The 13329-nt window shown below is 49.2% G+C and carries 9 protein-coding genes; 7 read left to right on the forward strand and 2 right to left on the reverse strand.

Annotated elements, in window-relative coordinates; all coding sequences use genetic code 11:
* Positions 1–46 precede the first annotated feature (46 nt).
* A complete protein-coding gene (locus DFQ00_RS13345; protein WP_110896980.1) occupies positions 47–1258 on the forward strand; it encodes a sensor histidine kinase in 1212 nt (403 codons plus the stop codon).
* Positions 1259–1388: 130 nt separating this feature from the next.
* Here DFQ00_RS13345 and DFQ00_RS13350 read toward each other — a convergent pair whose 3' ends face one another.
* A complete protein-coding gene (locus DFQ00_RS13350) occupies positions 1389–2480 on the reverse strand; it encodes a GntR family transcriptional regulator (protein ID WP_110897085.1) in 1092 nt (363 codons plus the stop codon).
* A gap of 441 nt (positions 2481–2921) precedes the next feature.
* Here DFQ00_RS13350 and DFQ00_RS13355 point away from each other — a divergent pair, with 441 nt between their 5' ends.
* The 6 genes from DFQ00_RS13355 (at position 2922) to DFQ00_RS13380 (ending at position 11433) form a co-directional block, all read left to right on the forward strand.
* Complete coding sequence (locus DFQ00_RS13355; RefSeq protein ID WP_110896981.1) at positions 2922–4589, forward strand: xylulokinase; 1668 nt, start codon at positions 2922–2924, stop codon at positions 4587–4589.
* Positions 4590–4591: 2 nt separating this feature from the next.
* Positions 4592–5287, forward strand: coding sequence for an L-ribulose-5-phosphate 4-epimerase (locus DFQ00_RS13360; RefSeq protein WP_110896982.1), 696 nt, complete (start codon positions 4592–4594; stop codon positions 5285–5287).
* 197 nt (positions 5288–5484) lie between these two features.
* Positions 5485–6909, forward strand: coding sequence for an L-arabinose isomerase (gene araA / locus DFQ00_RS13365; protein ID WP_110896983.1), 1425 nt, complete (start codon positions 5485–5487; stop codon positions 6907–6909).
* A 270-nt stretch (positions 6910–7179) separates the two neighbouring features.
* The gene (locus tag DFQ00_RS13370) at positions 7180–7950 is read left to right on the forward strand and encodes an AAC(3) family N-acetyltransferase (protein ID WP_110896984.1); all 771 of its coding nucleotides are present in this window, start codon (positions 7180–7182) and stop codon (positions 7948–7950) included.
* A 461-nt stretch (positions 7951–8411) separates the two neighbouring features.
* Positions 8412–10112 (forward strand): histidine kinase N-terminal 7TM domain-containing diguanylate cyclase, encoded by a 1701-nt coding sequence (locus DFQ00_RS13375; RefSeq protein WP_110896985.1) that lies wholly within the window; start codon positions 8412–8414, stop codon positions 10110–10112.
* Positions 10113–10287: 175 nt separating this feature from the next.
* Positions 10288–11433 (forward strand): immunity 26/phosphotriesterase HocA family protein, encoded by a 1146-nt coding sequence (locus DFQ00_RS13380; protein WP_110897086.1) that lies wholly within the window; start codon positions 10288–10290, stop codon positions 11431–11433.
* Positions 11434–11467: 34 nt separating this feature from the next.
* Here DFQ00_RS13380 and DFQ00_RS13385 read toward each other — a convergent pair whose 3' ends face one another.
* Positions 11468–13315, reverse strand: a complete 1848-nt coding sequence (locus DFQ00_RS13385) for a putative bifunctional diguanylate cyclase/phosphodiesterase (protein WP_174812195.1) — start codon at positions 13313–13315, stop codon at positions 11468–11470.
* Between the last annotated feature and the right edge of the window lie 14 nt (positions 13316–13329).

The raw sequence follows: 13329 nt of genomic DNA on the forward strand, positions 1-13329 counted from the left end.
TACAATACTATATATGTAATCATTCATGAACTAAGGTGGTGAATGCATGAAAGAATTGCACAGTCCAGTGAACAGGAAAACGTATTACATATCTATGTTTATGATGATCACGCTAATGGTAGCTGGTTTAGTCTTGTCAACGACAGAGCTTGAGGCTGTTACATCCAGCTATGTAATCCATTTATTATGCGTTGTAATTATACCCGTATGTTTAATCATCTACCCCCGCTATGAGACGTTTGCTTTTCGAATGAGCATTATATTGCTGGGGTTTGTCTATTTTTATACACTTGCATTAGCCTATCCTCAGACGTGGTCAACCTACATTATGATCTGTCTGCTTCCGGCACTCGCTATTTTGTTCTATGACTTCAAGTTGTTCTATATCTCGCTCAGTCTGAATGTGATCTTGCTGGTCATCGTGACGTTGTATATTCATAAGCAGGACACGACGTATGCTTATATACATACAGACTTGGTTGGCAATTTGATTAACATTGTTGCCAGTCAACTGCTCCTGTTTCTGATTTTCTATCTGACCTTTGATCGCATACGAAAGCAGGAGTTGTATCTGGAACAGGTTCAACAATCGGAACGCCTCAAAATGGTTGCACATCTGACCGCTGCGGTAGCTCATGAAATTCGGAATCCGGTTACGGTCGTAAGGGGGTTCCTGCAGCTCTACCGCGAAAATACGGACTTCAACACTTCGGATAGATCGAAGTTTGCGCTAATGATTGATGAGTTGAATACGGTTGAGCAGGTCACTTCTCAATTTCTGTCCATTGCCAAACCTAATCGAGAGCTGCTGCAGGTGGAGAAGGTGGATGTACGAGAGGTGCTCGAAGGCGTCGCGAGTCTGCTTGGGTCGTATGCGACCTTATCGAGCAAGCATATTGATATTCAGGCGGGTGAGGACTGTGCAATTCTCATGAATGCGATTGAGTTCAAACAGGTTGTCATTAATCTCATCAAGAACGCCCTTGAAGCCTCGGATACGGGGGCCATGGTTCATGTAATCGCAAGACGTGTGAAGAAAACGGTGGAGATTCAAATTATAGATCAAGGCTGCGGCATGACAGAGGAAGAGGTAAAGGCTCTGGGTACACCGTTCTACTCGCTCAAAACGAATGGAACCGGACTTGGGCTGATGATCTGCTTCAACATTGTGCAGAAGGTTGGTGGTTCCATCAAATATCTGAGCGAGAAGGGGAAAGGAACGACAGTCATTCTTACGTTTCAGGCTATGGACGGTTAATCGAATGAGGGATAGAGATCGGTTAAGTCGTGCCTGTCTGGTCTTATGACTTGGCTGAGAGCCGCCGCTACACACTACACACAAAAATTAAAGGCTGCCACTTGGCAGCCGTTTTGCTTGACATGCAAATTTACTCCACTTCCATCTCCTTCACTGTCTCACCCTCCACCAATTCAGGCTGATAGTAGGTTTGGTCGGGCAAGTCCTTCTTGCCCTGCAACTTGCGGATTACCCAGTCGGCGGCATCGTTGCCCATCTGCTCCTGAGGGTGAGTGAGGGTGGTGAGCCGGATATTGGCGTTTTTGGCAATGTAGGAGTTGTCCTGGCCGATGATCGACAGTTCTTCGGGGATTGAAATACCCAGCTGCCGACAGGCATGCACGACCTCCAGCCCAACCTCGTCGTTGTAACAGACAATCGCGGTAAGCGCATCGCGATTGTCCTGCAAATAGGCGGTCACATTTGCGGACAGATCAGGCTTCGACGCGGTATCAAACGAGAGCACATGCTCAGGGGTGAACCGCAGCTTCGCTTCTCCCAGTGCCTTGATGTACCCTTTCATCCGGTATTTGCCCTGCAGATCGTCCATTTTGGCGATGATTCCAATCTGGGTATGACCTTTGGAGATTAATTCACGGGTGGCGAGATAACTGGATTGCACATCATCCAGACAGAAGAACGGCACCTCTAATTCCTCATAAAACGCATTAATCATGGCAAATGGCACATCCTGCTCCTTAAATGACAGGTAATACGCGATATTCGGGTTGTACAGATTGCTTTTCGTCGGTTCAACAATCAGCCCATCCACACCGTAGGACAGCATCATTTCAAGTGCTTTTTTCTCTTGTGCGACATCGTTGTTTGTACTGGCCAGCAATAAAGAATAGTTGTCCTCATTCAGACGACGCTCGATACCGCGAATAATGGATGGAAAGATGTAATCCGAGATATAGGTGGTGATAACACCAATGGTCTTTTTGGCAGAGCTGCCGCCGGTCCGCGAGCGGTATTGATGGCTGACATAAGTGCCCGATCCTTTTTCGCTGCGTAAAAATCCTTCGTTGGACAGCTCCAAAATAGCCTTCCGTACCGTCTGGCGGCTCACGTTATAGCTGTCCTGCAATGCAGATTCCGTAGGAATCTGTTCACCAACGCTGTATGTGCCGGATAAAATATGGCTTTTTATATCGTCTATAATGATTTGGTATTTAGGCTTCACAAGGTCCACTTCTTTCATTGTAGCTTCTATAGATACGGGGCGAAAAGGATATGGCCCGAACACTCGATCACAGAACAACCGGGAGGGTTGTTCTATTCCCGGATGTAATGTTCAAGTTGTACGTACATATTCTAGCATGATTCGCTTTACTTGCAAGCAAAACCGTACATTTTACAAAAAGATACGTACAACCGGGAGTGAATTTATCGGATTAGACCTAGCATCATCTCGATGTAAATTTACAGAAATGCGTTGATGTGAATACGTATTTTATCATATAAATGTAATGTGAGTATAACTTGTATATTTCATTGACAAATGTACGTACAAAAAATATACTAAGGCTGTCAGAACAGGAAAGCGCATTCTTGGAATGCTGAAATAGAATATAGCCATGAACGTAAGTGGAGCTGCGCTGTATGATAGTTTGCGGCTGATTAGATGCCATTCTTCGGACGTAAATGGCGACCAGAGAGGGGATATGCGGAAGTGACGAGTCAGGTGAATGTGAAAGAGGCGATTGCCAAGGGCGCGACCTCGCTTGGAATTGAGCTTGGATCAACGCGCATTAAAGCGGTCTTGATTGATGAGCATTTTGAAACGATTGCCTCCGGCAGTTATGAATGGGAGAACCTGCTGAAGGATGGGTACTGGACGTACAATCAGGAGGACATTATTACAGGGTTGCAGACGGCGTATCGTGAGTTGAAGCAGGATGTGCAGCAGAAGTATGGTGCTTCGCTGACGACAGTGGGCTCGATTGGCTTCTCGGCGATGATGCACGGATATATTGCGCTGGACCAGGCGGGGGAAATGCTCGTACCATTCCGTACATGGCGCAACTCAACGACAGGTGCGGCTGCACGCGAGCTGACGGAGCTGCTGCAGTTCAACATCCCTGAGCGCTGGAGCATTGCCCATCTGTATCAGGCGATTCTGAATGGAGAGCAGCATGTACCTCAGATCAATTATCTGACCACGCTGGCGGGATATATCCACTGGCTGCTGACAGGCAATAAGGCGATTGGTATTGGCGATGCCTCGGGTATGTTCCCGATTGATGAGACCACACATAATTACCATCCGGCAATGATCCAACAGTTCGATGAGCATATTGCTGGTAAGGGTTATCCATGGAAGGTTGAGGATTTGCTGCCTAAAGTGTACCTCGCCGGAGACCATGCAGGTGCATTGACGGAAGCCGGAGCGAAGCTGCTTGACCCGTCAGGAGAGCTGACCGCAGGGATACCACTGTGTGCACCTGAGGGTGATGCCGGGACAGGTATGGTTGCTACGAACAGTGTACGGAAACGGACAGGCAATATCTCGGTGGGCACGTCCGTTTTTGCAATGATTGTTCTGGAGAAGGAGCTGTCCAGCGTGTATCCAGAGATTGATATGGTAACTACGCCAGATGGAAGTCCTGTCGGCATGGTACATGCCAACAACTGCTCCAGTGATCTGAATGCTTGGATTGGATTGTTCCGTGAGTTCGCTCAGGCGATGGGCATGGAGGCCGATTCTGGCAAGCTGTTCAGCGTGCTGTTTAACAAGGCGCTTGAGGCCGACCCGGATGGGGGAGGCTTACTCAGCTACGGATACTACTCTGGCGAAAATATTACAGGACTGGAGCAAGGGCGTCCGTTGTTCGTCCGCTCCCCGGAAAGCAAGTTTAACCTGGCGAATTTCATGCGCACGCATCTGTTCAGTGCCTTCGGCGCGCTCAAGATCGGCATGGATATTCTGACCGAGCAGGAGCAGGTGGCGATTGATAGCATTCTGGCGCATGGCGGTCTGTTCAAGACCCCTGTGGTGGGACAGCGAATTGTGGCTGCAGCTATGAACGTTCCGGTATCTGTGATGTCTACCGCTGGTGAAGGCGGGGCATGGGGCATGGCTTTGCTGGCTTCGTACCTGAAGAATAAAGGTGAGCAAGAAACGTTGGACGTTTTCCTGGAGCAGAAGGTGTTCAAGGATGTGGAGGGAGTCGAAGTGGCGCCGGAAGCAGCCGATGTGAAGGGATTTGAAGCATTTATCGAACGCTACCGGAGCGGACTTGCCATTGAGCATGCCGCTGTAGAGCATCTGGTAGAGAACGGAGGAAACTAAACATGTTGGAGCAATTGAAGCAAGAGGTATTCGAGGCCAATCTGGAGCTGCCCAAGCACGGACTGGTGAAGTTCACTTGGGGTAATGTCAGTGCAATTGATCGGGAAAGCGGTCTGTTCGTCATTAAACCAAGCGGAGTCGATTATGACAAAATGAAAGCCAGCGACATGGTTGTCGTCGATCTCGACGGTAACGTGGTTGAAGGGGAGATGAGACCCTCTTCGGACACAGCAACCCATGCTGTTCTATATAAACACTACAAGGAGATCGGCGGTATTGTGCACACACACTCCACATGGGCAACGATCTGGGCGCAGGCAGGTCTGGATGTGCCTGTGATGGGAACTACTCATGCCGATACATTTTACGGAGCTGTGCCCTGTGCACGTTTCCTGAATCAGGTCGAGATTGACCGTGGTTACGAGGCCGAGACAGGCCGCGTTATTATTGAAACCTTTGAACAGCGCGGACTCGATGTCATGGCGATTCCGGCAGTGCTGCTGCATGGTCATGCACCTTTTACATGGGGCAAGGACGCCAAGTCAGCTGTGGTGAACAGTGTTGTGCTGGAGGAAGTGTGCAAAATGAACCTGTACGCTCGTCAGCTGAACAATTTTGCGAAAGAGCTGCCGCAAGGCATTCTGGATAAACACTACCTTCGTAAACACGGCAAGGACGCGTACTACGGGCAGAAGTGAATTTACACCAATTAACGGAGAGTGCAGAACCAATCTGAAGAAGTGAAGCGTTCGCGTTTATCATCGGATTTCCCCCTTAGGAGGGGAGTAAAAGAAATCCGAGGGTAACCAGCGACTCGGAAGAGGGTACTGCAATCGCAGTGGCCCGGTGTAACGCAATTTATCCAACTATAATCTAACGAAATGAGGATGATTCCATGTCAGCAACAGCAGCAAAACAATTTTGGTTCGTTGTCGGTTCACAGCATCTGTACGGAGAAGAAGCACTTGGTGAGGTTAAAGCGAACGCACAGAAAATTACAGATGCCCTCAATGCAAGTGGCGTACTGCCTTACCCGCTTGTATTGCAGGACCTGGCTGTAACCGCAGATAAAATCACCAGCATTATGAAAGAGGTCAACTACCGTGACGAGGTAGCAGGTGTGATCACATGGATGCATACCTTCTCACCTGCAAAAATGTGGATTCGCGGTACCAAATTGCTGCAAAAGCCGCTTCTTCACCTGGCCACGCAATATAACGAGAGCATTCCATGGGCAACGATTGATATGGACTTTATGAACCTGAACCAAGCGGCGCACGGTGACCGCGAGTATGGCTTCATCAATGCCCGTTTGAGAAAACAAAACAAAATTGTTGTTGGCTATTGGGAGCGCCCGGAAGTGCAGCAGCAGGTTGCGGACTGGATGGACGTAGCGGTTGCGTACAATGAGAGCTTTAATATCAAAGTTGCTCGTTTTGGCGACAACATGCGTAACGTAGGTGTGACCGAAGGCGATAAAGTAGAAGCTCAAATCCAGTTTGGCTGGACGGTAGACTACTATGGCATTGGTGACCTTGTAGAGTACGTGAACCATGTAACCGAGCAAGAAATTGATGAGCTGATCTCGCAATATGCAGACCTGTACGAGTTCGATTATGGCACTAACAGCAAGGAAGCATGGGAAGCCAGCGTACGTGTACAGGCAAGCTATGAAATTGCGATTAAACGTTTCCTGGATAACGGTGGATACACGGCGTTCACAACGAACTTTGAAGACCTGCACGGCATGAAGCAGCTTCCAGGTCTGGCTGTACAACGCCTGATGGCGCAAGGCTACGGCTTCGCGGGTGAAGGGGACTGGAAAACAGCCGCACTGGATCGTTTGCTGAAAATTATGGCCCACAATGAAAACACAGGCTTTATGGAAGATTACACGTATGAAATGGCAGCAGGTCAGGAAGCCATTCTGCAATCTCATATGCTTGAGGTTGACCCGACACTCGCCAGCACCAAACCAAGAATCATCGTTTCTCCACTGGGGATTGGCGATCGCGAAGACCCGGCTCGTCTCGTATTTGACGGCAAAGCTGGAGAAGGTGTGGTTGTATCCATGGCAGACTTCGGTACGCATTACAAATTGCTGATCAACGAAGTATCGGCCTTCGAGCCAACGGTGCCAGCTCCAAATCTGCCAGTCGCACGTGTATTGTGGACCGTGAAGCCGAACTTCCAGGACGGAGTGAAAGCCTGGATCGAAAATGGTGGCGGACATCACACGGTGGTATCGCTGAATCTGACAACAGATCAGGTCGTAACCTATGCGAAGCTGGTGAACCTGGAGTACGTTATTATCAAGTAATCAGGATGCATCAATTGCATTTGTACATGGATATGTTTATAAGCTCGTTTGTAAGGCCGGGGGGTTCCCCCGGCTTTTTTGTCGTATCGACATCTGACTAATTAACAGACTAATCAGCCATCTCCACCTCGATAGGTTTGTCATTGAATTTGTAGCCAACACCACGGATTGTACGAATATAGTGTGGTTTGGCCGGAAACCACCCGTTGGACGGGTGGTCCTGATTATGCTGTTATTTTGCTATAATGACTGAAAGGAGGTTATTCCAAGATGACACATACATATGAAAGTCTGACGGCTCAGCTGGATGCGCTGGGCATAGATCGCCACGGTACGTTGCTGATGCATTCTTCCATGAAGAGTATGGGCGATGTGGAGGGCGGTGCAGATACCGTGCTGGATGCGCTCAGTGACTATATGAAGGACGGGCTACTTGTGCTGCCTACACATACGTGGTCGACCATTAACAAAGACAACCCATTGTTCCACGTGGAAACTTCTTCCTGCTGTGTTGGCATTCTGCCGGAGTTATTCCGCAAGCGTGCTAACGTTGTCCGTTCCTGGCATCCGACTCACTCTGTAGCCGCTTTAGGGAAAGATGCGCGTGCGTTCACACAGGACGATCATCTCTTCGATACCCCGTGTGCACGTGGTTCTGCATGGGGCAAGCTGCTCGATCGCAAAGCGACGATTCTGCTGGTGGGCGTGGACCTGAAACGGAATACGTTTATACATGGTATTGAGGAATGGGTAGATATTCCTGGAAGAATGACCGATGAACATGAGATGCTGTACACCGTTTTGCCAGATGGAACTAAAATTTCCGTACCTTCACGCAGACATTGCGGACTATCCTGGTCAGAGCATTTCTGGAAAGTAGATGAGGTGCTGGTTCAAGCAGGTGCCATGCATAAAGGAAGCTTCGGCGATGCCGTCGCCAGCGTATGTGATGCTTCCAGAACAACCGAGGTGCTTACGAAGATGTTGAGAGATAATCCAGACCTGTTCTCGGATAATGAGCCATTGCTGAAAGCACAGTGAAGCGGGATTAAGGCGTCGATCATGAGGTGTGAGCAAGGATTCCGAATTCAGAATCATGAGCAAGTCATGGACAGATTACGAAGAAAAGTAATGTAGAAGCAGTACGGACATAAGCGAGGTTGCCGATGTTAAAGCTTACTTTTCAATCAATAGATGCTTATCTTTTGCTGACGCTCAGCTGAAGGCTGGGCGTTTTTTGATGTATAGCCTTCAAAATCGTTCATAAAAGTGCAAAATAGATCGTAATTTCAATCAGAGGCTGGTCGGGCTTCCAGTGAATGGGCTACTCAGCGTATCAGGGGTGTGGTACGATATGGGTAATTTAACCAATAGAAAAATAGAAGCGTAGTAGTTGTGTCCTATATACATTGATTTTACTGAAGTATCGACGTATGGCAACATGTCGGAATGATTCCTGATTAACCATGGAATGATTGTCGCATCCAAGAAGGAGAAGATACGTGAACCCATTAGTGTGGTATGACCTTTCGTTATTCGTACTATTGTTCGGTGTGGGCGTGTATGTGTTTGTTACGGCTAGAATTACCAGCTTACATAAGGTTTATTTTTTGTTTCACAGTTTGATGATGATGTGGCCGTTCTGTCAGTTTGCGGTAACGTTAACCGATAATCCGGGCCTGCAGTTGTTCTATGTTTTGCTCGCTTTTGTTGCAGTTTCTCTACTGGGGAGTGGTTGGCTGCTATTGACGCTGTTTATTACGGGTTATGCAGAGCGGCTGAGTAATTCCAGGCTTGTGCTTCTGTTTGTGCCCGCTGTGATCGGGGCGATTGGGGTTGTGGCGAACCCTTGGCATGATTTTGTCATGCCGCTGGATGGTGGTTATATCGACCGTGCTTACGGTCCTTGGTTCTGGGTGGTCATGTGTATTCTGGTGAGTTATTTCCTGGTCTCACTTGTGATTATGTTTCGGGCCGTATTCTCGTCCAAGACACCCGTCATGATTAAAAAGCAGGTCCAAATCACCCTATGGGGCATTTTTGTTCTGGCGATGTTTGCGACACTTGATGCCGTTCTTAATGTACTGTTGAGCCGCTGGCTGCCCATTATTCCGGGCCTGACGTCCTTGGGAATTTTCTTGTCCGACCTGTTCTTTGTATATGTCATCAAAAGGTACAACGTCTTCGACCTTGTCTCCATCGCTCATGAAGACGTCATTAATACGATTCCGTATGGCATCCTGGTGCTGGATGAGAACGAAGTTATTGTAGAGGTGAACAAGGCCTCCAAGTTTTTTGTCCAGCGACATGTGGGCGACATGTGGAATATGGAGGAATTTTTGGCCGGAGTACATGTCGAGGATCGGGTAGAAGCCGACCTGTTTTTGAACGAATATCGGATGAAAAAAAATATATTTTCCAAGATCGAAGTGATCATGGAGCAGGAAAAGGCAGCTCGCCACTTCATTGTGCAATCATCTCCGATTCTAGATGCTGTGCTTATACCTATCGGGTATCTGCTGACATTTCAGGATGTGTCACAGGAGCGCTTCTATGCCAGAACGATGCACCGGCAGAACGAGACGCTGCAGGAGCGCAATCAGGCGCTTGATCGGATTCGTCAGGAATTGTCTGAGGCCAATCGCAAGCTGGAGGAGCTGGTGCTCACCGACAGCCTGACACAGTGTTATAACCGCCGCTACCTGACGCAGCATCTGAATCATGAAGTGCTCACGAACCTGCAATATAAAACGCCTTTTTCCTTGATGCTGCTGGATATCGACCATTTCAAAGCGATTAATGATCATTATGGTCATGTCATTGGCGATGAAGTGCTTGTACGTACCGCAGAGGCGGTCCGTGGCTCTGTACGCAGTACGGATATTCTCACTCGCTACGGTGGAGAGGAATTCATGATCTACCTGCCGCATACGGAGCATGACCTCGCGATAGAGATTGCGGAGCGTGTAAGGAAGGCCGTTGAATCCAACCGGATGGCTGTGAACCATGAGATCGGCAGTGTATCTATTACAATGAGTATCGGCATTTTGTCGATTGAGGATTTTACGTATGAGGATGTGCCCGAGGATGGCGAGGGTTATTTGATCCAGCTCTTTGATGCGGTAGACAAGGCACTGTATCAGGCGAAGCAGAAGGGCCGTAACCGGGTGGAGCATGGGGTGCTGGAGCGGGGCGTGATGTGATGTGGTGAAATTGGATTGCGGGGCTGACTAACACAACCCTGAAACCCAATATAATCCGATACGAGGTGAGATCACAGAGCAAGGAGCTCCGTTCCTGTTCCCGTTTGTGCCTAAATTAGAGGACGATTGCTAATCAGGAAGACAGGGCAGTATGATTTTGGAAGGGAGTTTTTTTGTGGACGCATGGCTGAGCAATGAGAACCGCGCATATGTTGGACTTGATCCCGTTGAGCCGCACTGGGATAGGGTAGACATCAAGCAGGGTTACTATGTTTATTTTGATGGAGACATTATTCGTAAACGAATATCGAGTCTGCCCGAGAGTTATATGGAGGAGGATGTGCACATTGAGGTGCGCGATCGGCAATTTGTGATACCGAAAACGGGCAGAGGCAAGGAGAAAAAGCTGACCTACACAACGGTATCCGGCTTCAAGGCAGAAGGAGTTACGTTCTCCGCTGGCATCAGATCGCATGATGGCAAGAGCTACGTTACAGCGTACAATAGCCGCAACAGCGTGAGTCTACCGATCTCCGATTGTGCTCATATGACCTGCAAAGAGGAGATCATCTCCTGGCTGGAGCAGTTTCCGGGCACCGTGCCTGATGACTATAACCGCAAGCTGGATCGGTTGAAACATATGCCAAACCAACGTTATCAGGCGGTGCCGGGTGATATTTTCAGAGTGGAGCTGGATTTGCATACAGACGGGTACGTGCTTGTGATTGGCAATCTGCGTCAGATGGAGAAGGATCATTTATTTGCCGAGCAGAGCATCTGGAGATCGGTCATGACGATGCCGCTGTTTGTAAGACCCTTCTTATGGAAAACCACAGAGCGATCCCCTTCCCTGGAGGATATTTTGGCTGCCCCTATGTCGGAGACGACAAGGATTGTAATGGATGATTCCTTTCTACGTGGAGGATATGAGCTTGTGTTCCATAAGCCATTGGAGGAAAAGGATATCCTGTTCCCTATAGGCTATGGACCGACAGCCAGTTTGACGAATGAGCGTGTAGTCCGTTTGAGCTGGGGCTTGGGCACTTTACATAAACCAGAGGAGCAAACGACCTTCAAGCTGAATCGGAATTTTATGAATCACGGAGCTTACGCGGGTCTGACCACCGAATGCTTTGGTCCGCCATCCGAGCGTATGTACGAGAGGGATTTAGCTCATCCGCAGTATGCGAAGGAGCGGAAGCAGGCATTCGAGGAATTTGGATTATCTGAGGACACGACGTATGATGAATTTTGCCAGAAAACGTGGGCTTTGACCCGCACACAGTATATCGACTATGTCAAAAGAAAGTATCGCCTCTAGCGATGTGATCAGATCCTATAAAGAAGGCGGTCAGCTACATGATGGACTGACCGCCTGTGCTTTGGAATGGCTCCAGTGATGCTTGAAGTGTCGACAGAGTGGAGCTCCATTCCGCCGCCGGGACAGGTCTGCTAAACAGATAACCTTGGGCCTGTGTGCAGCCATGCAGCAACAGCAGACTCATCTGCTCCTGCTCCTCAACACCCTCGGCTAGAACTCGAAGTCCCAGCTCTTGTCCAACGGAGATAATCATCCGCACAAGAGCGGCATCCTTTGTATTGGAGGCGCAGTGCTGTATAAAGGAGCGATCAATCTTCAACGTATCAATAGGAAGCTGTTGCAGATAACGCATGGAGTTGTAGCCCTTGCCGAAGTCATCAATGGCGATGCGTACACCTAATGTTCTCAGCTCCTGTAAGATGGGCAGGGTCCGTGCAACATCCAGCGTCATACCTTCGGTAATCTCCAGTTCCAGTGCCTGCGGTTCAAGTCCAGACTCCTCCAGCACCTTCCGAACCATAGAGACATATCCGGGCTCATGTAATTGGCGGGGCGATACATTGACGGCGATGCGCATCGAGTCCAGCCCGGTCTCCTCCTGCCATCGTTTGTTCTGGATACAAGCTGTGCGCAGCACCCAGTAACCTATAGCTACGATCAGGCCGGATTCTTCGGCAAGTGGAATAAAATCTCCGGGTGATACATGTCCAAGGACTGGATTGTGCCAGCGCAGCAGTGCTTCATTGCCAGTGATGCATCCTGTTTGAGCATCCACCTGTGGCTGATAGTGCAGGGACAGCTCGCCGCGTGCCTTGGCATGCTTCAGCTCCTTCAACAGCAGCACAGATGATTGCTGGTGGAGCCAGTCTTTACTCTTAGCAGCAACAGTAGAGCCGGAACTGGAGCTAAAGCCGAAGGCCAAGGTAGGGGATGTATTTCTGCCGCTAGTTCTGGCGCGTTTCAGGGCGATGTAGGCTTCCAGTAGCAGATCATCTGGACGGCGAACCGCTGGAGTTACAAGGGAATGGCCTGCGGCGACTTGTACCGTCTTCTTTTCATCCTGCAGCACAAAAGGGGCTTCGAGCCATTGTAGTATATGGTGTATAGCACATTTCATCTGCACGTCATCCGGTCTGGAGATCAGCATGGCTAACGTCTTCTCATCATAACGATATAGCGCATCGTGATCTGTCATTTGCTGCCTGAGACGTTGTGCCGCTCTGTTCATTAGTGTGCCTCTCGCCTCATATCCCGATAGCTGCAACACCTCGTCTGTGTAATCCAGATCGAGCAGCAGCAGTGCATGCAGGGGAGAGGTGGTTGGGTCTGATATTACGGAAGAGGTACGTTCCGATGGTCCAGATGAATATCTTTTCGTTGACTGTACTTGTAATTGTTGTTCCACATGTTTGCGTAGTAACAGGGCATTGCCTAGTCCTGTCAAGGGATCGTAGTACGTTATGTTCTCCTTCTGCTCCCGGGCATGCCTTAGCTCGGAAATATCCTCGATCCATAATACCAATCCGCTATGGAAGGGGATGGCCTCTATTCGCCAGCAGGTGGAGCGTTTGTCCCAGAAGACCTCAAACCGTGTGCGCTGCTGTGAGATCAATGCACTTCGAAGCTGGGTATACGCTGACGTGGGCAGCAATCCAGGCAACATACTGTGCAGAGGTCTGCCCGTGACTTGTGCTCTGTTTACCCCTGTCAGCTTCTCCACCCCCGCGTTCCAATGCGTGATAATCCATTGCGCATTCACCGTAACCAGCCCCCCTGGGAGTCCCTCCAGAAGCTGTAGCATTCTGGACGTATCCCCGTCTGTTCCTAAGAAGGCTTCCTGGCTGTCGGCAGATTCAGGTTTACGCCGTAGAAGCTTAGCCACCCTTTGAATTACCT

The sequence above is a fragment of the Paenibacillus barcinonensis genome (assembly GCF_003217495.1).
GTDB classification, from domain to species: Bacteria; Bacillota; Bacilli; order Paenibacillales; family Paenibacillaceae; genus Paenibacillus; species Paenibacillus barcinonensis.

Excerpts from the sequence above, each read along its gene's own strand:
- DFQ00_RS13370 (WP_110896984.1), top strand. The coding sequence starts at position 7,180 with ATGACACATACATATGAAAGTCTGACGGCTCAGCTGGATGCGCTGGGC.
- DFQ00_RS13360 (WP_110896982.1), top strand. The coding sequence starts at position 4,592 with ATGTTGGAGCAATTGAAGCAAGAGGTATTCGAGGCCAATCTGGAGCTG.
- DFQ00_RS13355 (WP_110896981.1), top strand. The coding sequence starts at position 2,922 with ATGCCATTCTTCGGACGTAAATGGCGACCAGAGAGGGGATATGCGGAA.
- araA (WP_110896983.1), top strand. The coding sequence starts at position 5,485 with ATGTCAGCAACAGCAGCAAAACAATTTTGGTTCGTTGTCGGTTCACAG.
- DFQ00_RS13345 (WP_110896980.1), top strand. The coding sequence starts at position 47 with ATGAAAGAATTGCACAGTCCAGTGAACAGGAAAACGTATTACATATCT.